Origin of the sequence: Nostoc sp. CCY0012 (genome assembly GCF_963920855.1) — a bacterium.
Lineage (GTDB): Bacteria > Cyanobacteriota > Cyanobacteriia > Cyanobacteriales > Nostocaceae > Cyanocohniella.
Genome location: NZ_CAWUDM010000011.1, coordinates 58,757 through 84,425, shown reverse-complemented (window position 1 = coordinate 84,425; position 25,669 = coordinate 58,757). Strand labels below are relative to the sequence as shown.

The following is a 25,669-nucleotide window of genomic DNA, read 5'->3' as shown; positions in this document are numbered from 1 at the left end:
ATGGTAAATAATCAATCACCCCAACTTCCCTTATTAGCCGCCACTGGACTTTGTAAAAGCTTTGGTGGCGTTAAAGCAGTAAATGACGCGAGAATTGAAGTTAATAAAGGCAGTATCACTGGCTTGATTGGCCCCAATGGTGCTGGTAAAACTACTTTATTTAACTTACTCTCTAACTTTATTCGCCCAGATAAGGGACGAGTAATTTTTGATGGCGAACCCATTCAGCAGTTGCAATCATATCAAATCGCCCAACAGGGATTAGTCCGCACTTTTCAAGTAGCCCGGACTCTCTCGCGGTTATCGGTGTTAGATAATATGCTGCTGGCGGCGCAAAAGCAAACAGGCGAAAACTTTTGGCAGGTGCAGTTAAGACCCCATGTTGTCGCTAAAGAAGAAAAGCAACTCCAAGAACACGCAATGTCACTCCTAGAATCTGTGGGTTTAGCTCCAAAAGCCCAAGATTATGCTGGTGGTTTGTCTGGTGGACAACGCAAACTACTGGAAATGGGACGGGCTTTAATGACTAATCCCCAGTTAATTTTGTTGGATGAACCAGCAGCCGGGGTAAATCCGAGATTGATTGATGATATATGCGATCGCATTGTCACCTGGAACCGTCAAGAAGGCATGACTTTTCTGATTATTGAACACAATATGGATGTGATCATGTCCTTGTGCGATCGCGTTTGGGTATTAGCTGAAGGTCAGAATTTGGCTGAAGGCACCCCAGCAGAAATTCAAAGTAACTCGCAAGTTTTAGAAGCTTATTTGGGTAAATGACTAATAAATCTCGTTAATTAGAGCCACAATTCTGAAATTAAGTCATAATAGCCAGCTTGTTGGGGTGGATAGTCACCTGCTTCAATTCTGGCAATAATTCTAGGTAAGGCTTGCATAAATTCTTCTGAGTTTCTATCTTTAGGATGTAGCGTCCAAGCATCAGCATTAGTCAAGTTAGCTCGATAATAATCTGTTTGTTTTAGTTTCCTACTTACCAGAACTTCCCAAGATTCTAACTTACCCTTACCTGTCATATTACTTAAAAAGGTTTGTAACTGTACAGGTAAACTATTAATCCATTTTAAATTATAAGGACGCCAAATAATTGGTAAAGGAAGAAGTTGGTCAAACCGTTGACAATTGATTAAATAAGCTCTACTTCCAAAGGCTTTATATATATTGAACTGGTCTATTTTTTTTCCTTCAGTACTCATTTGATAATTTTTTATCTCTTCTGTTGGTGGGCCAGGAAGAGGTCTAATAAACATCATTTGAGGGTTTTATTGCATTAATTTTATGCCTTCTTCAATCCAGCTATAATTAGATTTTTGATATAGCAGCATATCACTATCGAAGTGTAATATATAGTCACTCTTACATTCTTCGATCTTGAAAATAGACCCTAAAATCGGATAACCTTTATAGTTATGAGTAAAGCGAATTGGTTGACCAAAATGTTTACGATACATACTATCGTGATAACTAGGATCGTAATTAATGTCAACAATCCGATCAACAATACCCGCTTCTAGTAACTTTTCCGTACACTCACGCAGTTCTTGCATTGTACCAATGAAAGGACGATTCACTGTATGTCCCATCAGTGGAGCAGTATCTACAACTAAAACTCTTTCCTCAAAAGGAAAGTTATTCATTTTTACTAAATGAGGAATTGTATGTAAAAGAAAAGATGTATCTGTTCGGGCGACAAAAATCCATAACGAACAACTCGGAGTTTTCATATAATTCCCCTCATTTTTTGTGAATAAAACTTATTAGTTCTTCATAAATCAAATGTTAATACACTTCAGTCCAAATTATCTTGATTAATTTTTTGGTAGGTCGAATAGATATCTATGGATTGTTGTATTACTAAAAAAAGTAAAAATAGCAATGAGAAGTTATTTCAATTACTATGCGATCGCTTGGCTGTGCGACTGCAAGAACAAACTTAAAATTTGGCAGAATATGGTACCGAAAAATAAGGGGATAAAGAAGTGTTTTTTCTTATCCCCTTATCCCCTTCCACGCCTTAACTAAATTGCTTACCAGCATCTAAGTTAAACAGCGTTTGCAGCGTTTGCATACAGTGACGTCTGGCTTCAACATCCTGCTGCGCCCGTAATTGCACCATTGGGTCATGTAAAATTTTGTTAACAATTCCTCGTGTTAAAGCTTCGATTACTTCTTGATGTTTTTCGGCAAATTCTGAACCTAATCGTGACAAAGCCTTTTCTAACTCTTGTTCGCGGATAGTTTCGACTTTATTTCGCAAACAACTGATAGTGGAGACAGTCTCTAGCGATCGCCACCAAATATCAAAAGCTTCTACCTCTTCATCTAAAAGTTTCTCTGCTTCTTGGGCCATCTTGCGACGGCTTTCGTAGTTTTGCGCCACTACTGCTTTCAAATCATCCACATTAAAAGCATGTACATTTGCTATTTCATTGACATCACTGTGGACATTACGTGGCACAGAAATATCAAATAACATTAAAGAGCGGTTAGACTCTAAAACTGTTTCTAACTTGGCGCGATCAAGGATCGGTTCAGTAGCAGAAGTACTTGTAAACACCAAGTCACTTTCGGCAATTACTGCCATCATTTCTGATAGCGTATGAGTATAAATAGCCTGTTCCGGGTAAAGTTTTGCTAATTCCTGGGCGCGTGCTTGAGAGCGATTCACAATGCTAATTTGTACTGCACCTTTAGAAACTAGGTGTTGTACTAGCAAGCGTGACATTTTGCCAGCACCCAAAATTGTGACACGGCAAGCTGCTAAATTAGCAACCTTGATTTGAGCCAACTCCACAGCTGCGGAACTAATAGAAACAGCGCCAGTACCAATACTGGTTTCCGTACGAACTCGCTTACCAGCTGTTAAAGCTTGTTTAAATAATCGATTGAGAATTGTTTTTATACCATTGTATTGCTGTCCCAGTTTGTGAGTATTTTTCACCTGAGCCAGAATTTGACCTTCTCCGAGTACCAAGCTATCTAACCCAGCGGCCACCCGCATCACATGCATTACCGCATCATCATGCAGCAACATAAACAAATGCTGGCGTAGAGACTGCACAGGTAACTTACTGTGTTCTGAAAGAAACTGTGTAACTTCTCGGATACCTTGTTCGGTTTCACTAGTAACAATGTAAATTTCTAGACGGTTGCAAGTGCTAAGTATTGCTACTTCGTCAATATGGGGATAGCTACTAAGATGAGCGATCGCACTTTCAGTTTGTGGTTCTGGAATACTCAGCTTTTCCCGGATTTCAACTGGGGCTGTTTTATGGCTTAACCCCACCACTGCAATATTCATTATTTATCGGTAATTGGTAATAGATTATTGATGATCGGGGATGAGGGAGATGGGATGAGGAAGATGAGATCAGGGAGATGAGGAAGATGAAAAACTAAAGATGTTGATACTTACCAAAAGTGTTTCACCCCTGCTCCCGTACCCTTTGGGAAGCTACGCTAACGGCTGACGCTCACGGCGAAGCCTGCCCCCTGCCTCTTAATTCCCTACTCCCCCTAATTACTAACGCAATTGCAGATTTTTAGGTTCGTCAAACATGTGGATAGTATCCACAAAACGAGCTGTACAGGACTGGTTGGAAATAACCAAGCTTTGAGTCCTTGCACCACCGCTGAAGAAGCGGACACCTTCCATCAGAGTGCCAGGGGTAATACCACAAGCAGCAAATAAAACAGTTTCGCCAGAAGCTAATTCGTTGGCATTGTAAACCTTATCAGGGTCATTAATACCCATTTCTTTCAGCCGTGCGAGATTGCCTTCTCTGCTTTCACCAATCAAACCTGTTTGTACGACTTCTGGATCATAGATCAGTTGCCCTTGGAAATGTCCTCCCAAGCACCGCATAGCCGCAGCAGAGATAACTCCTTCAGGTGCTGCACCGATACCCATCAAAGCGTGGATATTGGTACCACCAAAGGCGCAGGAGATGGCAGCAGAAACGTCACCATCACTGATTAGTCTGACTCTGGCACCTGCTGTACGAATTTCTTGAATGAGTTCTTTGTGGCGGGGGCGATCCATCACCACAACTACCAATTCCTCGATGGAACGGTTTAAGCACTCAGATAAGATTTTGAGGTTTTCAGTAGCAGACTTGTTAATATCTACTAAACCTTTAGCTGGAGCTGGTGCGGCAAGTTTCTTCATGTAGAAGTCAGGCGCAGCAAACAAACCACCTTTTTCTGAAATTGCCAAAACTGCCATTGAGCCATTTTGACCGTAAGCCACTAGGTTTGTACCTTCGCAAGGGTCAACAGCAATATCAATTTCAATTAATTCATCAGGGTTACAGAAGTTTTTAGCATCTGGTTGGGTACAGATACCGACTTCTTCCCCAATGTAGAGCATGGGAGCTTCGTCGCGTTCGCCTTCGCCAATGACGATACGACCGCGCATATAAATTTTGTTCATCCGCTCCCGCATGGCTTCCACTGCTACTTGGTCAGCAATGTTTTTTTCGCCTTTGCCCATCCACTTCGAGGAAGCGATCGCGGCTTGCTCTACTACCTCAATAATCTCTAATCCAAGTGTATTTTCCACAGAGTCACCCTCTCAAATGTTTGATTTAGCGTCTTGTTATCTGGCTATTTCAGTCTTCAAGTCTACCAAAGGGCGTATACACGTGGGAAATAGTCTCTACTGACTTAAGTGTTAAGTTTTGCTGCTGAACGGCGATAATTGCCCTGATCTTGAAAATACAAGTATTTTTATACTAATAAATAAATCTCGCCAACGTTTATTTCATGACCCAACCTTCTTATGCCCTTCATGCCTCAAGTCTGTGCCGACAAAACTGATAATGATCTAGGCTAGAAGTAATTAACAAAAATCAATAAGAAAAAAATGCTGGACTTTCTCAATCCTCTTTTCGGTCGCCATCCAGAACGCGTCAAAGCTAACGTAAAAATTTATACATGGCAAACCTGCCCTTACTGTATTCGAGCCAAGATGCTTTTGTGGTGGAAAGGTGTGAGATTTACCGAATACAAAATCGATGGCGACACAGCAGCCAGAACAAAAATGGCAGAACGTGCTAATGGTCGCCGTTCAGTTCCCCAGATTTTCATTAATAACCAGCACATTGGCGGTTGTGATGATATTTATCAGCTAGATACAAACGCTCAACTTGATCCGCTTCTAGCCCAACCAAGTATCTAAACTTTTGATATATTTTTCTTGTGGTTTATCGCCTTAAATTTACTGATTTAGTTCAGTCAAATTGGTGTAAATTTATTTTCTTGGCTGCTTGAATTTTGTGTTCTTGGCTATCTGTGTAGTGTGGGCTGCACGCACGTTTTTTACTATTTCTGCGATAAACCTACGCAATTATCAGAGAAGATGTTAATTGAATACCCAGAATATTTAAGACATCGGCAATGGATGAGTCATGCCCTAGAGTTATCACAAATCGCAGGGGAAGCAGGTGAAGTACCTGTGGGTGCTGTGATTATTGATGCTAAAGGAAATTTGATGGCGACAGGCGAAAACAGAAAAGAACGTGACAAAGACCCCACAGCTCACGCAGAAATTATCGCTCTGAGGGCCGCAGCTAAGAGCTTACACAACTGGCATCTTAATGATTGCACCATGTACGTCACTCTCGAACCTTGCCCCATGTGTGCTGGCGCTATTGTCCAAGCACGTTTAGGAATGCTGATTTATGGAGTGGACGATCCTAAAACTGGCGCAATTCGTACTGTTACCAATATTCCTGATGGCGCTGCTTCTAACCACCGCCTACGCGTCATGGGAGGCATTTTAGAATCAACTTGTCGCCAGCAATTACAAGCCTGGTTTACAACTCGACGTCAGAGAAATGACGGACAGAGGTAAAACTGTCCAGTAGTTGTCACACAATTTACAAAAGAAAATCTACGGTGTAACTAATTACAGGTTTTTTGTATTTTACAGGACAACCAGCAGCTACCATCATGATACAATTCCCCATTGCCAAGCAGATATGCGAGCAACTAACCGCTAGTAACAAAGCTAAGACTCAGGTAGCTGATACTACCTCGCAAGTGTCTCCTTGGTTAAGTCCTCTGGTGTATCTTTTAGGGCGTCACTGCCTTTTACCGTTATTTTTTCGGCAAATTGAAATTACCGGACAGGAAAATATTCCCACATCCGGGCCTGTGATTCTCGCTCCCACCCATCGTTCACGTTGGGATGCTTTACTCATACCTTATGCCGCTATTGCTTGTGTAGCAGCCAAAGACTTACGTTTTATGGTCACCATAGATGAATGTCAGGGATTGCAAGGTTGGTTAGTCCGCCACTTGGGGGGATTTCCTGTAGATCCAAAACACCCATCAATCACGACCCTCAGACATGGAGTTAACTTGCTTCAGCAAGGAAGAACTTTAGTAATTTTTCCCGAAGGGGGTATTTTTCGTGATGACAAACTTCACCCATTAAAACCAGGAATTGCGCGTCTGTCTTTAAGTGCTGAATCTAGTTATCCAGGACTAGGAGTAAAAATTATACCTATTAGCATCGATTACAGCCATCCTTATCCTACATGGGGTGCAGATGTGAACATACACATTGGTACACCGCTTAATGTATCAGATTACACTGATGGGACTGTAAAACAAAATGCCCAAAATCTTACATCAGATTTAGCATTCGCCCTCAAACAATTAAGTCATCAAGAATCTGAGGTTAGCAGTCATGCATTTGCCGAAATTCCCAATTCTTAATTCACTCATCGATGACCAATGATTAAATACCCAAAATCAATTCCCAACTGTTAATTTTGCCTACATCTTGTGGCACATGGTCAATTAACCATAACTGCCAATTACCTCTAGCTGACAAGGATAGCAACCGTTTTAAAATAGGATGCGATCGCATGGTATAAGTCGTCTGCAAACTAGTACGACGTCCTAATGTCCGATTTTGCAACAACACCATTTTATTATTGGGGGCTATTAAATAAATTTCTAAATCGCCGAGAAAATCATGGGTGATATTAACTGTTATTTGAATATCTTTAATAATGCTAGATTCGGAAACTGCGATCGCACTTCTAATGCCCTGTAAATTATTATCTGGAATCGTCAACTGATTAGTATTCCTGACTTTAATTTCTTTGGTTGCTGATGATACAGAACTACGTAGTCGCTGGGCAGCTTGTACTGCCTTAGTTGCATTCACTTTGCCATAACCAAACCACTGAGAATGCCCATTGCTATCATAAGTACCTGCACGCATACCCAACTGAGGATCTGGTTCAGAGTCCACAATTTTATCAGTGCTTTCTTCCAAAATCAGTTTGACTTGTTGTGCCGTTAAGTCAGGATTTGCTGACAAAACCAAGGCTGCCACACCTGCGACAATGGGAGTAGCACTAGAAGTACCGCCAAAGTTGCTGGTAAAGTCACCCGGTTCATAACCTGCGGCGCCTATTTGGTCAGTAGTTAATATACCTCGCCCGTGCAGAGAAGTTGCGATCGCAGGTTGGGTATTCAAAAATCCTCTACCTTGAAATGATATTCCTGGTGGGGCATTGTTACTAGGCGCACACACAGCAATATTACTACCCCAATTACTATAAGCCGCCTTCCTGTTCAAACTAGTAGAAGCAGCAACAGTAATCACATCTGGATGTACCGAGAAACCACTTAACCATTCTGTATTACCGCGTAAAAGATTATCTGGCCAATTGCGTTCAAAAACAGTTCCATTTACCGGGCGGTTGGCATTACCCGCAGCAAATAAAATTACGCAACCTTTACCCTTACGTCCTGTAGTAGCAGCACGAGTAATAGCCGCGCGTTGGCGCAAAGACAAAGGGAAATACACAGCAGAAGCACCCCAACTGCAAGAAATTACACTGGCACCTTTGTCAATGGCCCAGTTGAAAATCTCTTCAATGGATTCATCATCCAAAAAACCAGTACTGCGAATTGGCATCAAAGCACAACCAGGCGCTACCCCGACGATACCCGCACCATTTTCTTCGGCAATCACTAGCCCCGCACAAGCTGTCCCATGACTGGTTTCTCGCTCACCTGGTATCGGTAAAAAGCCATTTTTTTTGAAATCTCTAGGGGCAACAATTTTGCCGCTACCTTGAAAGTCTGGATGGTTCAAATCAAACGAGTCATCTACTACCGCAACCACTACAGAACGCACACCGCGAGTAATATCCCAAGCTTGTTCCACCGCAATATGAGAGTTTGCCGCCAACTGATTACCGCCGTTGTGGGCTAAATACCATTGTTGAGAATACAGGGGATCACTAGGTCGATAATGTGATTCACTTTTAATCAGGATATTTGGTTCAGCTGCCAATATTTCTGGCAATTGTTGCAAGCGGTTAGTAATTTTGAGGGGGTTTTCTGTGGCTTGTTTGCTAACGCGAAACACAAAAGTATAAGGTAAACCAAGAACAGGTTTTTCCTTAACTAAGCCCAAGCTAGCAGCGATGGCGTCAACTTTAGCTACATCCACCGCCGAGGCACATTGAATGGTCACTTGGTCATTCAGATAAACAATAGCCCCAGGATTATCTTTAATTGTGTAAACATGACCAGCAAAAGCCACATTTTCTGAGTCCCTTGCTTGAGACATAGCAGCCTCTAACTCAGTGGGTACAACCGTAAACAGTTCTAAATGGGCTTGGGGAATACTCCGCTGCCAAATGCCCCAACTAACCTGGGATAATTGTTGGTGAGTCAGGTCGATAGTTGGCCGAATGGTGAAGCGGTCTAAAGCTTTTTCTAACATCAATTCTTCACCACCGCGTTGTAAAACTATTCCCAAGCTGCTTGCTGGTAAACCTGTGGTGGAAAAATCAGAGGAATTAACGGGATCATTCATAAGGGTGATTTTAGTTAATTGTATACACGAGCAAAGGGAACTCGATTAAACCGATTTTCAGTCTAAATCAGAGGAACTACAGTATGTAGCTTTGTTTTGTTACGAACGAAAACAGAGTTAAGATACCCGAAGTTTCCATTCCTTTTCTATATAGTTTTCGCACTAATTGACCCCATGAACTCTGCCGCCGTTGCTCCTTTAATTAGCTTTACTTCTTTATCATTTATCGCAGTTCTTAGCCTGCTATCACCTGTTCAGGCTCAAGTACAAAAGCTACCTACTCTTTATAGTCAAGTACAAATCATTGAACCTGACGATCCCAATACTTTGCGTCCTACAGCCCAAAATAACAGCGTTTTAAGTATTGAGGGAGGACAACGGCTGATGCAAGAGGCAAATCAAGCCGTTTCTGCTCAAAACTACGCTTTAGCTGCCAAAAAACTCCAAGAAGCTCGTCAGGTTTATAATCAGCTATCTAATTTTTATCAAGAACTCAATGCTAGCTTTACAGGAATTGACAATCGAGTTTCCGATTCCCAGCGTCAAAAAGCCCTAGAGACTGCCCAAAAGCGCGACGAAGCCACCTACCAGCTAGCATTGGTACATCGGGCGCAGAATCAGCCAGAATTAGCCGTACCGTTGTTAATTCAGATTATTAAAAGTCAAAACCCCACGCGGGATTTAGGCAAGAAGGCTTATCAGCAGTTATTTGAGTTGGGTTTTGTGGATGCACCTTTTCCCAGACAAGGTAGTTCTTCTTCTTCTACCCCAAGTCAATAAACTCTCTCCACCTTCTGGAAAGACCCCAATGGTAGTATGGAACTATCTACCATGAGTTGGGTTTTATCAAGCGATAGCTCACATAAACCTCCAAGACGCGTTTACCCCTAGCCTGTGAAAAACTCAAATTAGGCCAGGGTATCCGCTTCATATCTGTATCTGTTAATAATAGAAAAGTAAGTTTTTTCAGGAATTGCGATGATTAATCCGCAGCAGGTTGAGGAAATGATCAAGGCGGAACTGCCAGACGCCCAAATTCAGGTGCAAGACTTGACTGGTGGCGGTGACCACTATCAAGTGACAGTAGTTTCATCGCAGTTTGCCAATAAGGGACTGGTACAACAACACCAGTTAGTTTATGGTGCGTTGCGGCAAGCTATGTCAACTGAAGCGATTCATGCTTTAGCTGTAAAAACCTATACACCTGAAGCATGGCAAGCAACAGCCGCTTCGTAAAATCAATCAGTCCCCATTGACTATTGATGGTTGACTATCGACATCTTGGCTATTAGCAACATAGGAACAAACAGACCATGAACCCAGAAACTCAAGAAAAAATTGATAACTTGGTACAACAAAACAAGATATTAGTTTTCATGAAAGGAAACAAACTGATGCCTCAGTGTGGTTTCTCCAACAACGTCGTGCAGATTCTCAATACATTGGGAGTTCCCTTTGAGACAATTGACGTTCTCTCAGACCAGGAAATTCGTCAAGGCATTAAAGAATATTCCAACTGGCCCACAATCCCCCAAGTGTATATTGACGGTCAGTTTGTCGGTGGTTCAGATATTCTCATTGAACTGTACCAAAAAGGTGAATTGCAGCAACTAGTTGAAGTGGCACTAGCTTCCTAATATTTTGCTAGCAGCATCTACTCTACTTGGCTGCTGAATTAGTACTTAGTTATATCGGCAGTTATATCAGTAGAGTCAGGGGAATTGTAACTGACTGAGGTACATTTCATCTCCCCATTACCCCTTATCCCCAGGGGGGTTCCCCAATCCCTATCATCCAAAAATCCCCTCAGAGGAATTGGCAACACCAAAAATACTTCTGAGGGGATATTTTTATCAAAAATAATATCTCCAAAAATTTCACACCAATATACCCTTGATCAAAGCAAACAATATGCTATAATCGTCTGCGTTAATCTATGGTTACCTTCAATGTCTGAGACAAGACATTAGTAGTAATCAGCTTGTGCTTGTGTTTGTGTTTGCGTCATCACAAAATTTGAAGCATCGTACAAATAGCGGCTAGCTTCCTCCTCTAAGCGATGAATCAGAATCGGTTCAATGGCATTACTATGTCGCAGTGCGGCTAGATATCCATCCAAATACATCCGCATATCGTCCGTGCGATAACCGCGATTCCATAAATCGACGAAGGCGTCGGTAATTCGTTGGTAATAGCGGATGGTTTGTGTGTCTTGAAGCATAACTGCTGTGTTAATCTCTTTGGAATGAGAATTGTAAATGATTCACGCCCAAATGTGAAGTGTTACTTCTACTTTCTTGCCATTAACTAACGACAAAAATCTACCCTAGGTGAGATCCTTCAGTGGCTATGACGTGATCTGATCCTATTCCATAAAATTTGGAATAGGTTATTCGGTAAGTTATTCTTATGATTCTTTTTGTCAACAACCCAAGTTGATTGATGGGGGCTGACATAAGTAGTTTATGCAAAATGTAATCATCTATACAAGTAGGCTAAGATATAGCTCAAGTAGCGCTTTCCCTGTTAATCGAGAGTTTATTGGCCAGCAAAACCCATCTTTGGGAAGATGTTTACCAAAAAGAACTTTTGATTAGTCTAACAAAAATTTAAGAAAAAATTAAAGAATATTACTAACTTAGCTTTGGACAAGGCATCAATTCAAGATTTTTTCACTTTTGAGATGAGCAAATCCGAAGCTAATAGTAATTGGAGTAACAAAGACTACAAAACCTTGAGCATGGGCTTGTTACTTTGAAAGTCATCGACGCTAAGGGGTCTTGCCGCTGTGGGTTCGGTTTGTATTGAAATCGTTGAGGGGAATCCCCATCTGAGGTCGTTGCTGGGATGGCACTTGCAACAGTTAGAATACCGTGTGCATCAAGCCGCCAGTATTTATCAAGCAAGGGAAGTGTTTTTAAGCCATCAACCAACACTGGTAATTCTTGATGCCGATTTGCCTGATGGTGATGGCATAGAGTTTTGCCGTTGGTTGCATCGTCAGCAACAGCCTCTAATTTTGATGCTATCTGCCCGTAACAATGAAGCTGATATTGTTGCCGGCTTAAAAGCGGGGGCAGATGACTATTTAAGTAAACCTTTTGGAATGCAAGAGTTTCTGGCTAGGGTAGAGGTATTAATCCGTCGCAAGCGCACACCTACTGCACCAGCTTACCTGGATTATGGCAGTTTGCAAATTGATTTAGTACAGCGACGTGTCCGATTCCAAGGGGAGTTTATTGATTTAACGCCCCAGGAATTTAGTTTGTTGTACGTTTTAGCGCAAGCTGGGGGAGTGCCTCTAAGTAGATCGGAATTATTGCGTCGTGCGTGGCCTGACGCTATTGATAACCCGCGCACCATTGATACTCATGTTTTATCGCTGCGAAAAAAAGTTGAACTTGATCCCCGTCAACCTAGTTTGATTCAAACTATCCGTAATGTGGGCTATAGATTTAACATGGAAATTTTAAATTCCAATATTCCGCAGTCACAAACCAAGTTAACCAAAGAAAGATTCAGCAATCCACGTTCTACACTGAGTACTCAAACATCATAGGGAGAAACAAATTTATCAAAAACTTCCAAAGTTAATTTTTTGGGAGGAATTTTTAAAGCCATTCCTCAGCTGCTTGGTTTTCTGCTTGAATCAAGTTTTCTCGTAAATTTACCCAATCTACCCTAGCAGCTGGTTGGTCTGTCAATAACTGACCTTGCTGGAGATATAACAGTCGGTTACAGAATCCCTGGGCTAAATCCAGTTGGTTATTGACCATCAAAATTGTGGTTTGATGAGTTTGAGATAGCTGGATGAAAACTTGCATTAGATGAGCAGCAGTACCAGCATCCAAGGCAGATGTTGGCTCATCCAATAGTAACACTTTCGGTTGGATGACTAAGGCACGAGCGATCGCTACTAATTGTCGCTGTCCCACAGAAAGTTGTAATTCAGTTTTGCCTAGCCATTCACTGGAAATATGTAGTTGTTCAATCCAGTAATCAACTCGTTGCTGAATTGTGGGTTTAGGCAAACCACGCAAAACTAAAGGATAAGCCAAAGCCTGCTGGACTGTCATTCCCAACAATTTTGACTCTTGTAGTACCAGTGTGATCTCCTGACGTAACTGCAAAACAGAAATTTGGTGATATTCCTGTTTTCCTAAATAAATTTTGCCACTAGTGGGTTCACTCAGGCGATTAATTAGGCGTAGTAGCGAAGTCTTACCCGCACCAGATGGGCCCACAATGGCAATGCGTTCACCGCAGGTGTTGGCGGAGCCATCGCCTGGAAACACCTCAAAGGAAATATCCTGTAATATCGGGTATCCCTGAAGTTGGGCTTTCAGTTTGGCAAAGAAATTAACTTGTTCTAGCCTTAATTGGGCTGTTGTAGTGATATTCTCCAAGTTCAACCTTGATAGGGGATTGGGGACTGGGATGAGGAGGCAAGGGGGACAAGGGGACAAGGGGACAAGGGGACAAGGCAATAGGGAAAATGTTGGTCATAGCTAGAAGTTTTTCTCCCCTGCTCCCTGCCACGCCACTTGCTTTATGCCGGGGAACCCGTCCACCGCAGTGGCTCCCCTGCCCCCCTGCTTCTTCTCCCTACTCCCCACTCCCCTCTTCCTATTTAAGTTAATTTTCCCAGAGCTAGTGCCGTAGTGATAGTCCACGCATCTACTAACAATAACAACAGAGTAAATCCCAATAAAATCAAATACATCCACGGCTGCGCTAAGGGGCGAACATCTGTGGTATCTATGCCTGTCTTGGTTTCTACGAATTTTACCAAACGGGCAAATCCGGCGACACGCATCGGTAATAAATAAGCTTTTCCATCTTGGCTGAGAAAATAATAAACTAGTCCCCCTTGACCAGTTGAGCGGGGTTTTAATTCTTTTACCTCTGACCAAGGTAACACCCAACCTTTACGGAAAAAACGAGGAACCCAGGCGGGGTATGTAACTTGAATTTCCTGGTCATTTATAATTACTTGTTCGGTCAATATTGCATATAAAGCAATAAAGCCTATACTAATCCCCACCCACAATAATGCTGGCGATACTGGCGCAGCTGTTACCTGGGATAAAAAAGGTAATGGTACTGTCAGTGCTATATATAGGCTCAACAGTGTGATCCGAATTAACGGAGATAAGCGAAAAACCGAAACTGAGGTATTAGCTGGAGTTGCTGTCACAGATTAATTACAATACTTTTTTATTTATTTTAATAAAAGTTTGCAGTCAGGGCTAAAGCCCTAATAATAAACTCAGATTTCGGCAAGGATTTTGGATTAAGGCAAATACTTTTGCACGACACTCCAACCTGTAAGCGACACCCAGGCAAAACCTGCAAATAAAATAATATTCACACCGATATGTAAAGGTCTAGCCCAAGAACGCCTAGCACTAATTTGTGTGGCACTGAATGCAGAGAGTAAAACTAATACTACTACTATCAACCCAGAAATCAAGTGTTGTGAGTGTCCTAAGGAACCAAAGTGTCCTAAGGTGCCAACAATACCAATAACCAGCAGTAGCAGCACTAAACTGACCATCGTGATGCCCATTGTATAGTGGAGCGATCGCACGCCCCTACGTCCACCAATCACCCAGGGAAAACCCGTAAAATTGGGCGAAGTTCTATCCTGAAACATCCACACACCTGTCAGTGCTAACAGCAAATACGCCAGTAGCGATAACCCCATCGACCAAGCGGCTATTTTCCACAACCAAAGAAAAGAAGGCAAATTCATAACTTCGATTGTAGATGCTAAAGGGGCAATGGGGAGGTGGAAAGATGAAGAAGTGTAAGGAATAAAGTAGAAGTTTTCCTGTTACCCATTACCCGTTCCCTGTTACCTGTTCCCTTTTAATAATGACCAATGACTAAATCAAAAGGGTTGTCAAATTCAACAACCCCAAAGAGAAAAAAAATTGTTTTCTTAATCAATGGATGCTTAACCAGCAATTGTTAAGGGTTTTGTTGTATCTTCATGTTTTGTATTAATTGACTGTGCTAATGGTTTTGTACTGATAGCGTCGATGCCTATAGAGTCTGTATTAAACTCACTAATGTTAGGGTCGTTAATCGCCAAGCGATCGCACGGAATATTATCCGACAAAATTGCACTGGCCATCATCCCCGTGTGAATCTCCATTTGCGCTGCTTGGGGAGCTTCAAAAACAAGGCGCTGTCCAGGAAAAACAACTCTTTCAAAGTACCAGTTGGCAATATTGCAAATGCGAGCAATTTGAATTTTACTCGTAGCATTAACGTAACAGCAGAGGATCTTCCCCGATTGCTCAGGTGGTAGAGAATCTAATATTTGAGCCATAACTGCGGAGGAGCTTTACGCCACAATTTTACATTACACAAATAAAACTAACACTTGACGATCCCGACATGCTGTAACTCCGACTACCAACTGAAATTTTCTACGTTATATCTATCTAAATGCATGTTCAAGTTATGAAAATTATATAAAACAATCTACCTTCGTAAAAATATACACTTCTTTAGAAGGCTCTAAAATTTTGTATTAGTAATAAACGTGTCAGATATCAATTTTATCTGGTCACCGTGAGTTAGGTATACCAGGCACATCTTGATATTTCCTTAGTGTACAAGTGGGTTGATTTATTTCATCCCTCCCCAGACTTACAGCCAGGAATCATCGCTTAATAGACAAACTCAATGTTATGGTAAAGATATATGACAAACTTCCTCATAAAATCTATCTATTTTGTTTGTTGCGGTGCAAATTTAACTATTTCCCGCGATCACCAACCCAGATAAACCCATCTCAACAATTGGCTTAAATGTCAAGCATAATTGTTAGCAACAGGGGAATCAACACAAAAACACAGTTTAAACGCACTTTTTTCTCAAAGAACGGCAAGATACAAGTTACAGCATCCATGATGGAAAATCGAATTCTCTACGTTCGCCTTCCTTGTAACCCCATCTTTCCCATTGGGGTTGTATATCTTAGCGATCATATCCACAAGCTATTTCCCAGCATCGAACAGCGAATTTTTGATTTGGGAACAGTACCGCCATTAGATTATGGCTCCGCTCTCGATAGTTGTATCGATGAATTTAAACCTACACTGCTAGTCTTTTCATGGCGGGATATTCAAATTTATGCCCCAGTGGGCGGGCGCGGTGGTAACCCACTGCAAAACGCCTTTGAATTTTACTACGCCAAAAATCTCTTGATTAAGCTACGCGGGGCCTTTGGCGGTTTAAGAATCTTTATTGCTTACTATCTAGAGTTGTGGCGCAACCAGGGATTAATCAAACGTGGTTTGCAACGCGCCCAGAAATATCATCCTGATGCCCATGCCGTTGTCGGTGGCGGTGCAGTCAGTGTATTTTATGAACAGTTGGGCAAAAGCTTACCCCAAGGAACAATTATTTCTGTGGGTGAAGGAGAAACCCTGCTAGAAAAACTTTTGAGTGGCAGAGAAATTCAGGATGAACGCTGCTATGTAGTTGGTGAAACACAACCACGGCAACGAATGATTCATGAACAACCCACCCCACTAGAAAAAACCGCCTGTAACTACGACTATATAGAAACTATCTGGCCGGAATTTAACTATTACCTGCAAGAACAAGACTTTTATATAGGTGTCCAAACCAAGCGTGGTTGTCCCCATAACTGTTGTTATTGCGTCTACACCGTCGTTGAAGGTAAACAAGTCCGCATCAATCCAGCCGATGAAGTAGTTGCTGAAATGCGCCAACTATATAATCGTGGCATTCGCAACTTCTGGTTTACTGATGCCCAATTCATCCCCGCACGCAAATTTATCGACGATGCTGTAGAACTGCTACAAAAAATTGTCGATTCTGGGATGACAGATATTCACTGGGCAGCATACATCAGAGCTGACAACCTGACACCAGAATTGTGCGACTTGATGGCAAAAACCGGGATGAACTACTTTGAAATCGGTATCACCAGTGGTTCTCAAGAACTTGTGCGGAAAATGCGGATGGGTTACAACCTGCGAACCGTCTTGCAAAACTGCCGTGACTTAAAAACAGCGGGTTTTAACGATTTAGTTTCCGTCAACTACTCCTTTAACGTCATTGACGAACGTCCCGAAACCATTCGTCAAACCATCGCCTACCACCGCGAACTAGAAAAGATTTTTGGTGCGGATAAAGTTGAACCTGCTATCTTCTTCATAGGACTACAACCCCATACCCATTTAGAAGAATATGCCTTTAAAGAAGGTATTCTCAAACCAGGTTACAATCCCATGAGCTTAATGCCGTGGACAGCGAAAAAACTGCTTTGGAACCCTGAACCTCTGGGTTCATTCTTCGGAGAAGTCTGCTTACAAGCTTGGCAACAAAACCCCAACGACTTCGGACGCGAAGTTATGAAAATCTTAGAAGAAAAATTGGGTTGTGCTGATTTAGAAGAAGCACTTTCCGCGCCTATAGAACAGCAAGACAAACGGTTAGCAGGCGTATCATAAGGGACTAGGGACTAGGGACTAGGGACTAAGGACTAATTAATTCACTAACCCCTAGCCTCTAGTCTCTAGTTTCCAACAACCTTGGCGTAGCCTGCCTGGAGCTACTATGACGAATTAAGAATTATGACAGCCCATGTTAGAAGGTTCAATTTTACAACAACTAGAAACAGCACACCGCCAAAGCACTAGACCAATTAGATTTGGGGTTTACTACAAAAATACCTTAGTTGCTTTGTGCCATGCCTTAGAAGACCATATATTAAGCGAAAATAGTACACCTTTAGTAATCGCAGCCTTCCAACAAGGCAAATGGTATCTGCAAGAAGCCCAAAGATATGCAGATATGGCTAAGTGCAGCAGCGAAATCGTGATTATGGCAGCAGCGGATGCTGGTTTTGCGGAACATCCCACCAGCCAACTACCCAACGTGGACTTAGTGGCATTAAATTCAGCAGATCCAGTGGCGCAAGAGTGGCACTTAATTATTCTATCGCCTGAATACACAGCCATGGTACTTTGTCAAGAGTTATCAGAAGCTGACTATGGCGCGGGTGGAATACCAGATTCAGATTTAGAGCGCAAATTCTATGGCTTGTGGACATTTGAGCCAGAGTTAGTGCAAGAAACAGCAAAGTTAGCGATCGCCCAAATTCAACAATACAACCCAGAACTAGCACAAAAACTCGTTGCCCATCAAAATGCCATCCAGTCTCATCTAGCTGCCCCAAAACATTTGAGTGCAGTTGTCTCCCGTGTTGTAGATTATCTCCAGACGGGACAAGAGAATTTATCCATCCCCACAGCGCTGCGTCAACAAGCTTTAGATCGCAACTTGGTTTCTAACGAAATTCAAGCATTTTTGCGGATGGCGCAATTGATGGACATGGCCGATGTTAACAACCCAATGGCAGCAGCGGAAGTAGTCGCACTTTCCGAGATGATGGGGCAACTTTTAGAACTACCTGCATGGCAGATTAAAAGATTACGACTAGCAGGTTTGTTACATCGTATAGATCCACTCCAAACAGCAGAAAGCGTTTTGACTCCCGGTACATCCACCCGCTACCAGGAACAAGCCCCCAGTTGCGCCTTAACTTGTCCCTTGGTACCAGGGGCCCAGGTATTGCGAACCATGTCTAGACTACGGGCAGTTGCCCAAATTATTACCCACCAAACCGAGTGGTGGAACGGCACAGGAGAACCAGCAGGGTTAGCTGGAGATGAAATTCCTCTAGAGTCAAGAATCTTGACCTTAGTTGCGGATTTTCAGTGGCGAGTCAATAATTTAAAATCATCCCCGAACACTCGCGCAGAAATCTTTGCTCAGGCTTTAGATGAATGCAGACAGCAACAATCAATCCGTTTTGATCCAAAACTTGTAGATGCTCTAACTTTATTAGTTATGGGTTTACAGCAAGGGCTAGACTTACCCCTGATGTCACCCAAAGTCAGCACCGGTGTCTGGCTACTTGATTCCCGATGGGATAGCCATAAGACTAGTCAGGAAATGAGTAATTACCCCAAATGAATATTGAAGCCATTAAATCAGGAAAACTCAAACAACTCCCAGGTGCCAATTTAGAAGATGAGGAACTTTCTCAACTCGATCTAAGCCGCATCAATCTTGCAGGTGCTACCCTAGTTGGGACTAATTTCACAGGTTCCAAACTCGAAGGTGGGCATTTCGAGGGTGCGAATTTTATGGGAGCCAACTTGCAAGAAACTGACTTGCGGGCCAACCTCATGGGAGCCAACTTAATGCAAGCAGACTTAACAAGTGCTGACTTGCGGGGTAGTAATTTGCGCGGTGCTAACCTGATGGGGGCGAGACTCAGCGATGTATCGTTGGCTGGTGCTTTCTTGAGTGGTGCCAATTTGATGAACGTTAACTTACAAGGAGTTGATTTACGCGGTGCTGATTTGCGTGGTGCTAACTTGACGGGGGCAAATCTTAAAGGTGCTGATTTAAGTCGTGCCGATTTGCAAGGAACTGTGTTGAATGAAGCCAATTTAGAAGAAGCTGACTTACGCGGGGCAAATCTGGCGGGGGCGAACTTCACGGGCGCCAATCTACTCTGTGCAGAGCTAGAAGGAGCAAATTTGAGCGGGGTGAATTTAGATAAAGCGTGTTTGGTGGGTACAGTAGTTGAGATAGTTTAGCGACTACATCAAGAATCACCATAACGTTGTCAAATTGATACCGTTTTAGATTTAGTATTTGCTCGCCCCCACATCAACACAGCAAGTACAGCCATAAATGCTAAACCCATAACTCCTTGTAGGGGATTTTGATCTACACCTGTTACCCAATCAGGAACTTGGCCAGAATATTCAATTAAATTTCCCACATTAATGATGTAATATCCCCAAACTAAACCACCATGTAAACCAATAGGTAAACCCAAGCGTCCCCTCCGCCAGCGTTTACCCCATACCAGCGTTAACCCCAATAGTATTAAAGTGGGAAACTGCGGTAATATTCGCATAATGACATCCAACGGCTTAATAAAGTGCAAAGCCGCAAAAACAACAGAATTTATCCACAGTGCTGCACTTTGGCTATAGTCCCGTTGCAACTCGTCAAGTAACCAGCCTCGAAATAATAACTCTTCTGCGAAACCGACACCTAAAGAAACAATTAAACCCTCTAAAATAATTTTTAACAAAACAACTTGCGGTTGTTGCCACACCAACCAACCTAACAAACCTTGTAGCCCAAACAATATCAGAATATTAATTAGCCCTAGAGCTAAACCACTCAACAAATCTACAGCATTTTTTCGGGTGATTTCTAAGCCATACTGCTGTAGTATTCGGGGTTGTTGGTAGACGTTTTTACCCCATAGTTTTAAAAGAAAAATAAACTGCGTATATAGCAACACCATTGTCAATATACTTACTAAATTAGAATCACTAACTAATAAGTAAATGGGTGCAGCCAAAGGCAACCATAGCAGCAATAAACTTACAACAAAATAGCCCAACCTCATCAGGACAGGGCGTTGGGCTAAACGGGCAAGGTTTATTTTCATAAAAAAATTGTCATCAAAAATTAAGGAAGGGGACAATATCAAAGTCAAAAGTTAGAGAAAACATCTTTTAGTTTTACCCTTTACTTTTGACTTTTTGCTGTCTTCCTACCCTGTGAGGAAAACTCGATTTCATTATCTAATTTATTCCTCAGGTTCAATGGTGCTACTTAAACCATGACCTTTCAGTGTTTCGCAATAAAACTCAGCATGTTCTTGAGCGCAAGTAATGACTAAAGCCATGCCGTTAGTATGGGCTTCCATCATAATGCTCACAGCCTGGGGCTGAGTCAGGCTCGGTACTGTGGTTATTAATGACTGTACCACATGCTCCATAGAGTTGTAGTCGTCGTTATGGAGCAAAACGCGATACCGAGGCGCGAGCTTGCGGGATGTGGAACGCTTCTCAATGGTTTCGACTGACACGGTTCTTTGCTCTTTGATTCGGTGGTTTACTACAACAGATTCTCTGTCTAGTGTTTACTTAACAGTTAATTACCTATCTTATCGCATGTCTATCCAAACGTTATGTCATGAAAAAACTCTGCTGCGATATAGACTAGGCCAGCATAAGGATGGCGATTATGAGGTAATATTTCAAGTATTCACGGGTGTGAGTACTTGCTTAATTCTAAAGGATTTTTCCACAAAATTAACGCATAATTGCGTTTAAAACCCATAAAATTGCTCAAAAATCCCTGCTTGTCACAGCCCTAACTGCTAAATATGAACATGAGCTTAGACTTTCAACCAGGACAAATTGTGTCTTTAGAGCATGGTGACAGAAATCTGTATGGGGAAGTCATCCAATTAGTGACTTCTCGGCAGTTGTGCTGGGTGCGTCCATTACTGCTAGTTGGCTTTGCTCAAGAACCACCAATAATTACTGATTTGCGAGATGCATCAGATTTGCTTTGGCCCATCAATTTATTTCGACCAGCTTTAGATACAGAAGTAGTTTCGCTTTTAAGTCAGATTTTGGCAAAAGAACCAAAAAATGAATTAGATTCAGCCGCTAAACAGCAATTTAATCAATTCATTCAGCAGATGTGGCAAGTTTATCAAGAGAGAGTAGGGACTAAAAACTAATGCTCACTAGCACAGTTTACGCCACACTTGTGTGATCAATATTGAATATGAAGGTAAAACACCAGCAATCCTATCGTGCCTGCTATCAGCACTGCTGTTAGTATTTTTTAACTAAATTTTGCTATTTCCTCTCAAAACTGGCTAAGGATAAGGAAAAATTAATAATACTCACCTTGAGAATTAATATCCCCAGCTAGGTACTAACTTAACTCTACCCGCATCCATTTCTGCCATTAATAACTCCAGGGCTTCGTAATCAACGTCAGAAATGTGTCCCATTTGAGTCAGTTCCGAATTGATTTCATTTTCTATTTCGGGAGTTAATTTTTTAATGTCAAGTGCTTTTTCTACCAATTGACGAATCGCGTACTTAGTTCTCATAAGTAATAAACCAGTTGTATGTAATATGATACTAATTATCTAAGATAGATCTAGGTATAAAATGTGATCCAACCACCCTGAACTACGTGATCCATATCACAGGATAATTGGCTCAATAACTTGTCATTAACCCTGGTGTGCGCCGCTAGCCAGCATAAAAATCATGGCATCTAAATATATAGCTGAGGCTGAGCTAAATTAACTTTATTCATCGGCTCAGTGGACTTTTTCAGCAAAGTTACTGTTGATTTTTTAGCTCTAGGGCGATCTATGTTGATTGTTTTAGAACTAGATGGAAAAAAAAGTATATATGAACACATTTTACCCTGTATTTATGACAATCTTTAAACAGACCCACTAAAGTAATGAAGATTTAGCAAAGAGGGGTCAGACCTATAGTCGCTGCGATAAAAACAGTTTATGTTCAAATAAATCTCAGGCTTTACGGTTCAATAACTTTAATTAGGATGTGAAGATGCAAGCAGTACCGAAGTGTCCGAAAATTACAGTTATTCGTCCTCAGGGTTGTCTAAGTGCTGCCAATGCATTGGAGTTGGAACGAAACCTGATAGCAGCCTTGGCGCAACATGATGTCTCTCTCTTGCTAGTAGATTTAGCAGCAGTAGAATTTTTAGATAAATCTGGCTTAATGGCATTAGTGTCTGCACACAAGCTAGCTCAGAATTTAGGTCGTAGTTTTAAGCTCTGCTCTGTTTCCTCATCAATCAGGATGATCTTAGAACTAACCCAACTTGATGAAGTTTTTGAAATATCTGAAGATAACTTAGATTTGGCAGTGGCATAAGGAATTTCTGACATAATCCCAAGAAATCAAGTCCCTCAGCAGGCGGAAGAAGCTTTATTCCACCCCGACAAAAATCAGATCATTGGGCGACTTCCTGTAAATTTGTGTAAAAGAGTTGTCAGTTAAACGGATAAAACTTCATTAACACAGCCAATTAATGCTAAGGTTGGAGGTGATTAGCTGTAATTAAGGTAGCTAAAAGATAGCATAGTGGCTGTTGCAGTTGAAAATTTAATCACATCGGATATTTTGAAGCCAGCACGTTACTTAGGTAATGAACGCTTGGCAGTACATAAACCTTGGGATGCGGCCACAATACGCTGGGCATTAACTTACCCAGAAGTATATGAAGTTGGGTCATCTAACTTAGGGCATATCATCCTCTATAACATCTTGAATGCCCAACCGCGCCAATTATGCGATCGCTCTTATCTACCAGGTACCGACCTAGCAGTGAAACTCCGGGCAACTAATACCCCATTATTTGCTGTAGAGTCCAAGCGATCGCTCTTAGAATTCGACATTTTGGGTTTTAGTCTCAGTTACGAACTAGGAGCAACTAACATTTTAGAGATGTTAGATTTGGCAGGAATCCCCCTCACATGGCAAGCAAGAGCAGATGGGAATTATCCCTTGATTTTTGCTGGGGGACAAACAGCCACGTCAAATCCCGAACCATATGCCGACTTTTTCGACTTTATCGCCTTGGGAGATGGAGAAGAACTACTACCAGAAATAGGTTTGGTATTAGAAGAAGGCAAACAAGCACAATTATGTCGGCAAGATTTGCTACTGGATTTGGCACAGATACCAGGCGTATATGTTCCTCAGTTTTACGACATGGCCCCGGATGGCTCAGTTCATCCTCAACACCCAGATGTACCCAAGCGCATTTTGCGCCGGGTCGCAACGCCCATCCCAGCATATTCTATTGGGATAGTGCCTTATGTGGAGACAGTGCATGACCGCCTGACATTAGAAATTCGGCGCGGTTGTACACGTGGTTGTCGCTTTTGTCAACCAGGAATGCTGACGCGACCAGCCAGGGATGTAGAACCCAATCAGGTGGTAGAAGCCATTGAACAAGGAATGCGGGCGACTGGTTACAATGAGTTTTCCTTGTTATCCCTGAGTTGTTCTGATTATTTATCCTTACCAGCCGTAGGGATGGAAATCAAAAATCGACTCAGAAATGAAAACATTTCCTTGACTCTTCCCAGTCAAAGAGTTGATAGGTTTGACGAAAATATTGCCAATATCCTGGGAGGGATGCGGCAAGGTGGGCTAACCTTTGCTCCAGAAGCCGGCACCCAAAGGATGCGGGATATTGTGAATAAGGGTTTAACCAACGAAGAATTACTCCGAGGCGTGAAAACAGCTTGGGAAAAAGGCTGGGATAAAATCAAGTTGTATTTTATGATCGGCTTACCAGGCGAAACCGATGTTGATGTGGTAGGTATTGCCGAAACAGTCAGTTGGTTACAAAGAGAATGTCGGGGTAAAGGCAGAAGACCGCTCAACTTTAACTTGACAATTTCTAACTTTACACCCAAGCCCCATACTCCTTTTCAGTGGCACTCAGTTTCTACCGCCGAGTTCCGACGCAAACAGAACCTGCTGCGCCAAGAATTTCGCCGTATTCGAGGAGTAAAGGTGAATTTTACCGATGTCCGCATATCGGCAATGGAAGACTTTGTAGGTAGAGGCGATCGCACCTTAGGCCAAGTCATACTGCGGGCCTGGGAATTGGGTGCAGGGATGGATTCCTGGTATGAAAATTTAGATAAAGCTTTTGCGGCTTGGAGTCAGGCGATCGCTGAAGCAGATCTAGATTGGAAATATCGTCAAGTGGAAAATGGCGAATGGAATTTGTTTCATGCAGAGAATCTAGAAGATCAGGGAGTAGGATCTTTGTCACCCCACTCCCTCGATGCACCCTTACCTTGGGAACATATTGACACGGGAATTGACAAAAAGTGGCTTAAAGAAGACTTGCAGCGGGCCTTAGAAGCCGCAATAGTACCTGATTGCTCTTTTGAGGGTTGTTCCCACTGTGGTGTGTGTGGCACCGATTTCGGTCACAATATCGTTATTGAACCGCCTGCTATCCCAGAATTTGCTGGCGATTTTGTCCCAAATACCAACAAAATACAACGACTACGTGTCTGGTTTGGCAAGCAAGGAAATATGGCTTTAGTCAGTCATCTAGATTTGATGCGGCTATTTGATCGAGTGATTCGCAGAGCCAGCTTACCAATTGCCTTCACAGGGGGATTTCACCCAAGTCCCCGAATTGCTGTGGCTAGTGCCTTAGCTTTAGGAGCCACTAGTAGTGGAGAAATTGTTGACTTTGAGTTAACAGAGCCAATAGAAATTGAGAGTTTCCGGCAAAAATTAGCTAACGAACTGCCAATAGATATACCTATATATAATGTGGTGCAGATCGATTTAAAAGCTAAAGCTGCTAACCAAGTAATGGAAGCAGCAGACTATTTAATTACCGTAGCCACACCGAGGGAGGTAACACCTGCACAATGGCAAGACTGGATTGATACAATCAACGCCCAAGACGAACTGTTGTGGGAGAAGACAACCAAGTCAGGCAAGAGTCAATTAGTAAATCTGCGCTCCTGGTTGTTTGAACTGGAATTGCGTGAAGCTACAACCAGCACAGCAGAGTCCACAGTTGTCCTGCGTTATTTAGGCAGTTGTCGTCATGATGGTTCGCTCTTGCGTCCTGAACAAATCCTGTCTATGCTAGAGATAGTCGCAGGCGGAGAATTTCAACTCCTGCACATCCACCGCAATCAGCTAGTTTTAGGGGTATAATCCCTGAAGGGTAACTTGCTAGTAGTTGCCCATTACAGCACATCATGGGAATTGATTTTTAGCAAGGTTGCGTTAGAATCAGATGAAGAGAAATTTTCTGGCGCTGCATTGAATGGACTGGTTCACTACCCTGGTAATCAGGGAGCGAAAGCGAAGATATGAGAGTGCAACT

Annotated in this window: 27 protein-coding genes; 14 read left to right on the top strand and 13 right to left on the bottom strand. The window is 42.3% G+C overall.

Features of this window, described 5'->3' with window-relative positions; translation table 11 throughout:
* On the top strand, positions 1–783 hold the full coding sequence (locus tag ACM0OS_RS04920; RefSeq protein WP_414542045.1) for an ABC transporter ATP-binding protein: 783 nt from the start codon (positions 1–3) through the stop codon (positions 781–783).
* A gap of 17 nt (positions 784–800) precedes the next feature.
* Here ACM0OS_RS04920 and ACM0OS_RS04915 read toward each other — a convergent pair whose 3' ends face one another.
* The 4 genes from ACM0OS_RS04915 to glpX form a co-directional block, all read right to left on the bottom strand.
* Positions 801–1,217, bottom strand: coding sequence for a hypothetical protein (locus tag ACM0OS_RS04915; RefSeq protein ID WP_414542044.1), 417 nt, complete (start codon positions 1,215–1,217; stop codon positions 801–803).
* Between the two features lie 66 nt (positions 1,218–1,283).
* Positions 1,284–1,745, bottom strand: a complete 462-nt coding sequence (locus ACM0OS_RS04910) for a hypothetical protein (RefSeq protein WP_414542043.1) — start codon at positions 1,743–1,745, stop codon at positions 1,284–1,286.
* Between the two features lie 290 nt (positions 1,746–2,035).
* Entirely contained in the window at positions 2,036–3,322 is a 1,287-nt protein-coding gene (locus ACM0OS_RS04905) for a glutamyl-tRNA reductase (protein ID WP_414542042.1), read from the bottom strand.
* Positions 3,323–3,544: 222 nt separating this feature from the next.
* The gene (glpX, locus tag ACM0OS_RS04900; protein WP_414542041.1) at positions 3,545–4,582 is read right to left on the bottom strand and encodes a class II fructose-bisphosphatase; all 1,038 of its coding nucleotides are present in this window, start codon (positions 4,580–4,582) and stop codon (positions 3,545–3,547) included.
* Between the two features lie 303 nt (positions 4,583–4,885).
* On the opposite strand from glpX, the gene grxC reads away from it, so the two are divergent.
* The 3 genes from grxC (at position 4,886) to ACM0OS_RS04885 (ending at position 6,744) form a co-directional block, all read left to right on the top strand.
* A complete protein-coding gene (gene grxC / locus ACM0OS_RS04895) occupies positions 4,886–5,200 on the top strand; it encodes a glutaredoxin 3 (protein ID WP_414542040.1) in 315 nt (104 codons plus the stop codon).
* Positions 5,201–5,380: 180 nt separating this feature from the next.
* Entirely contained in the window at positions 5,381–5,875 is a 495-nt protein-coding gene (tadA, locus tag ACM0OS_RS04890) for a tRNA adenosine(34) deaminase TadA (RefSeq protein ID WP_414542039.1), read from the top strand.
* A gap of 98 nt (positions 5,876–5,973) precedes the next feature.
* Positions 5,974–6,744 (top strand): lysophospholipid acyltransferase family protein, encoded by a 771-nt coding sequence (locus tag ACM0OS_RS04885; RefSeq protein WP_414542038.1) that lies wholly within the window; start codon positions 5,974–5,976, stop codon positions 6,742–6,744.
* Between the two features lie 22 nt (positions 6,745–6,766).
* Here the strand turns inward: ACM0OS_RS04885 and ACM0OS_RS04880 are convergent, their stop codons facing one another.
* Positions 6,767–8,869, bottom strand: coding sequence for a S8 family serine peptidase (locus ACM0OS_RS04880; RefSeq protein WP_414542037.1), 2,103 nt, complete (start codon positions 8,867–8,869; stop codon positions 6,767–6,769).
* 174 nt (positions 8,870–9,043) lie between these two features.
* On the opposite strand from ACM0OS_RS04880, the gene ACM0OS_RS04875 reads away from it, so the two are divergent.
* The 3 genes from ACM0OS_RS04875 to grxD all read left to right on the top strand — a co-directional run bounded on the left by ACM0OS_RS04875 (position 9,044) and on the right by grxD (position 10,506).
* Positions 9,044–9,649, top strand: a complete 606-nt coding sequence (locus ACM0OS_RS04875) for a hypothetical protein (RefSeq protein ID WP_414542036.1) — start codon at positions 9,044–9,046, stop codon at positions 9,647–9,649.
* A gap of 198 nt (positions 9,650–9,847) precedes the next feature.
* Complete coding sequence (locus ACM0OS_RS04870) at positions 9,848–10,105, top strand: BolA family protein (RefSeq protein WP_414542035.1); 258 nt, start codon at positions 9,848–9,850, stop codon at positions 10,103–10,105.
* A gap of 77 nt (positions 10,106–10,182) precedes the next feature.
* Positions 10,183–10,506 carry a Grx4 family monothiol glutaredoxin gene (gene grxD / locus ACM0OS_RS04865; RefSeq protein WP_414542034.1) on the top strand — a complete coding sequence of 108 codons (324 nt, stop codon included), beginning with the start codon at positions 10,183–10,185 and terminating at the stop codon, positions 10,504–10,506.
* 329 nt (positions 10,507–10,835) lie between these two features.
* Here the strand turns inward: grxD and ACM0OS_RS04860 are convergent, their stop codons facing one another.
* The gene (locus tag ACM0OS_RS04860; RefSeq protein ID WP_414542033.1) at positions 10,836–11,090 is read right to left on the bottom strand and encodes a DUF6761 family protein; all 255 of its coding nucleotides are present in this window, start codon (positions 11,088–11,090) and stop codon (positions 10,836–10,838) included.
* A 567-nt stretch (positions 11,091–11,657) separates the two neighbouring features.
* Here ACM0OS_RS04860 and ACM0OS_RS04855 point away from each other — a divergent pair.
* Positions 11,658–12,428 (top strand): response regulator transcription factor, encoded by a 771-nt coding sequence (locus ACM0OS_RS04855; RefSeq protein WP_414542032.1) that lies wholly within the window; start codon positions 11,658–11,660, stop codon positions 12,426–12,428.
* 52 nt (positions 12,429–12,480) lie between these two features.
* Here the strand turns inward: ACM0OS_RS04855 and ACM0OS_RS04850 are convergent, their stop codons facing one another.
* The 4 genes from ACM0OS_RS04850 to ACM0OS_RS04835 all read right to left on the bottom strand — a co-directional run bounded on the left by ACM0OS_RS04850 (position 12,481) and on the right by ACM0OS_RS04835 (position 15,206).
* Positions 12,481–13,275: an ATP-binding cassette domain-containing protein gene (locus ACM0OS_RS04850; protein ID WP_414542031.1), complete on the bottom strand. Its 795-nt coding sequence runs from the start codon at positions 13,273–13,275 to the stop codon at positions 12,481–12,483.
* 224 nt (positions 13,276–13,499) lie between these two features.
* Positions 13,500–14,066, bottom strand: a complete 567-nt coding sequence (locus ACM0OS_RS04845; protein ID WP_414542030.1) for a hypothetical protein — start codon at positions 14,064–14,066, stop codon at positions 13,500–13,502.
* Positions 14,067–14,162: 96 nt separating this feature from the next.
* Complete coding sequence (locus tag ACM0OS_RS04840; RefSeq protein ID WP_414542029.1) at positions 14,163–14,624, bottom strand: DUF4079 domain-containing protein; 462 nt, start codon at positions 14,622–14,624, stop codon at positions 14,163–14,165.
* Between the two features lie 204 nt (positions 14,625–14,828).
* Complete coding sequence (locus ACM0OS_RS04835; RefSeq protein WP_414542028.1) at positions 14,829–15,206, bottom strand: DUF1830 domain-containing protein; 378 nt, start codon at positions 15,204–15,206, stop codon at positions 14,829–14,831.
* A 583-nt stretch (positions 15,207–15,789) separates the two neighbouring features.
* On the opposite strand from ACM0OS_RS04835, the gene ACM0OS_RS04830 reads away from it, so the two are divergent.
* The 3 genes from ACM0OS_RS04830 to ACM0OS_RS04820 all read left to right on the top strand — a co-directional run bounded on the left by ACM0OS_RS04830 (position 15,790) and on the right by ACM0OS_RS04820 (position 19,524).
* Entirely contained in the window at positions 15,790–17,364 is a 1,575-nt protein-coding gene (locus ACM0OS_RS04830) for a photosystem II high light acclimation radical SAM protein (RefSeq protein ID WP_414542027.1), read from the top strand.
* A 133-nt stretch (positions 17,365–17,497) separates the two neighbouring features.
* Positions 17,498–18,892, top strand: a complete 1,395-nt coding sequence (locus ACM0OS_RS04825; protein WP_414542026.1) for a DICT sensory domain-containing protein — start codon at positions 17,498–17,500, stop codon at positions 18,890–18,892.
* Entirely contained in the window at positions 18,889–19,524 is a 636-nt protein-coding gene (locus tag ACM0OS_RS04820) for a pentapeptide repeat-containing protein (RefSeq protein WP_414542025.1), read from the top strand. The genes ACM0OS_RS04825 and ACM0OS_RS04820 overlap by 4 nt, the downstream gene beginning before the upstream one ends.
* Positions 19,525–19,553: 29 nt before the next feature.
* On the opposite strand, the gene ACM0OS_RS04815 is transcribed toward ACM0OS_RS04820, so the two are convergent.
* On the bottom strand, positions 19,554–20,396 hold the full coding sequence (locus ACM0OS_RS04815; protein WP_414542024.1) for a lysostaphin resistance A-like protein: 843 nt from the start codon (positions 20,394–20,396) through the stop codon (positions 19,554–19,556).
* Positions 20,397–20,537: 141 nt separating this feature from the next.
* Positions 20,538–20,819, bottom strand: a complete 282-nt coding sequence (gene clpS / locus ACM0OS_RS04810) for an ATP-dependent Clp protease adapter ClpS (RefSeq protein WP_414542023.1) — start codon at positions 20,817–20,819, stop codon at positions 20,538–20,540.
* A 300-nt stretch (positions 20,820–21,119) separates the two neighbouring features.
* On the opposite strand from clpS, the gene ACM0OS_RS04805 reads away from it, so the two are divergent.
* Complete coding sequence (locus ACM0OS_RS04805) at positions 21,120–21,482, top strand: hypothetical protein (protein ID WP_414542022.1); 363 nt, start codon at positions 21,120–21,122, stop codon at positions 21,480–21,482.
* Positions 21,483–21,662: 180 nt separating this feature from the next.
* On the opposite strand, the gene ACM0OS_RS04800 is transcribed toward ACM0OS_RS04805, so the two are convergent.
* A complete protein-coding gene (locus ACM0OS_RS04800; protein ID WP_414542021.1) occupies positions 21,663–21,863 on the bottom strand; it encodes a hypothetical protein in 201 nt (66 codons plus the stop codon).
* Between the two features lie 475 nt (positions 21,864–22,338).
* Between ACM0OS_RS04800 and ACM0OS_RS04795 the strand changes: the two genes are divergently transcribed.
* A complete protein-coding gene (locus ACM0OS_RS04795; protein ID WP_414542020.1) occupies positions 22,339–22,668 on the top strand; it encodes an STAS domain-containing protein in 330 nt (109 codons plus the stop codon).
* Positions 22,669–22,878: 210 nt separating this feature from the next.
* Positions 22,879–25,497 carry a TIGR03960 family B12-binding radical SAM protein gene (locus tag ACM0OS_RS04790; protein ID WP_414542019.1) on the top strand — a complete coding sequence of 873 codons (2,619 nt, stop codon included), beginning with the start codon at positions 22,879–22,881 and terminating at the stop codon, positions 25,495–25,497.
* Positions 25,498–25,669: the final 172 nt, after the last annotated feature.

Excerpts from the sequence above, each read along its gene's own strand:
- ACM0OS_RS04805 (WP_414542022.1), top strand. The coding sequence starts at position 21,120 with ATGAACATGAGCTTAGACTTTCAACCAGGACAAATTGTGTCTTTAGAG.
- ACM0OS_RS04835 (WP_414542028.1), bottom strand. The coding sequence starts at position 15,206 with ATGGCTCAAATATTAGATTCTCTACCACCTGAGCAATCGGGGAAGATC.
- grxD (WP_414542034.1), top strand. The coding sequence starts at position 10,183 with ATGAACCCAGAAACTCAAGAAAAAATTGATAACTTGGTACAACAAAAC.
- grxC (WP_414542040.1), top strand. The coding sequence starts at position 4,886 with ATGCTGGACTTTCTCAATCCTCTTTTCGGTCGCCATCCAGAACGCGTC.
- ACM0OS_RS04840 (WP_414542029.1), bottom strand. The coding sequence starts at position 14,624 with ATGAATTTGCCTTCTTTTCTTTGGTTGTGGAAAATAGCCGCTTGGTCG.
- ACM0OS_RS04830 (WP_414542027.1), top strand. The coding sequence starts at position 15,790 with ATGATGGAAAATCGAATTCTCTACGTTCGCCTTCCTTGTAACCCCATC.
- ACM0OS_RS04870 (WP_414542035.1), top strand. The coding sequence starts at position 9,848 with ATGATTAATCCGCAGCAGGTTGAGGAAATGATCAAGGCGGAACTGCCA.
- ACM0OS_RS04825 (WP_414542026.1), top strand. The coding sequence starts at position 17,498 with ATGTTAGAAGGTTCAATTTTACAACAACTAGAAACAGCACACCGCCAA.
- ACM0OS_RS04915 (WP_414542044.1), bottom strand. The coding sequence starts at position 1,217 with ATGAGTACTGAAGGAAAAAAAATAGACCAGTTCAATATATATAAAGCC.
- tadA (WP_414542039.1), top strand. The coding sequence starts at position 5,381 with ATGTTAATTGAATACCCAGAATATTTAAGACATCGGCAATGGATGAGT.
- ACM0OS_RS04815 (WP_414542024.1), bottom strand. The coding sequence starts at position 20,396 with ATGAAAATAAACCTTGCCCGTTTAGCCCAACGCCCTGTCCTGATGAGG.
- ACM0OS_RS04875 (WP_414542036.1), top strand. The coding sequence starts at position 9,044 with ATGAACTCTGCCGCCGTTGCTCCTTTAATTAGCTTTACTTCTTTATCA.
- ACM0OS_RS04905 (WP_414542042.1), bottom strand. The coding sequence starts at position 3,322 with ATGAATATTGCAGTGGTGGGGTTAAGCCATAAAACAGCCCCAGTTGAA.
- ACM0OS_RS04880 (WP_414542037.1), bottom strand. The coding sequence starts at position 8,869 with ATGAATGATCCCGTTAATTCCTCTGATTTTTCCACCACAGGTTTACCA.
- ACM0OS_RS04795 (WP_414542020.1), top strand. The coding sequence starts at position 22,339 with ATGCAAGCAGTACCGAAGTGTCCGAAAATTACAGTTATTCGTCCTCAG.
- ACM0OS_RS04885 (WP_414542038.1), top strand. The coding sequence starts at position 5,974 with ATGATACAATTCCCCATTGCCAAGCAGATATGCGAGCAACTAACCGCT.
- ACM0OS_RS04860 (WP_414542033.1), bottom strand. The coding sequence starts at position 11,090 with ATGCTTCAAGACACACAAACCATCCGCTATTACCAACGAATTACCGAC.
- ACM0OS_RS04920 (WP_414542045.1), top strand. The coding sequence starts at position 1 with ATGGTAAATAATCAATCACCCCAACTTCCCTTATTAGCCGCCACTGGA.
- ACM0OS_RS04910 (WP_414542043.1), bottom strand. The coding sequence starts at position 1,745 with ATGAAAACTCCGAGTTGTTCGTTATGGATTTTTGTCGCCCGAACAGAT.
- ACM0OS_RS04800 (WP_414542021.1), bottom strand. The coding sequence starts at position 21,863 with ATGAGAACTAAGTACGCGATTCGTCAATTGGTAGAAAAAGCACTTGAC.
- ACM0OS_RS04820 (WP_414542025.1), top strand. The coding sequence starts at position 18,889 with ATGAATATTGAAGCCATTAAATCAGGAAAACTCAAACAACTCCCAGGT.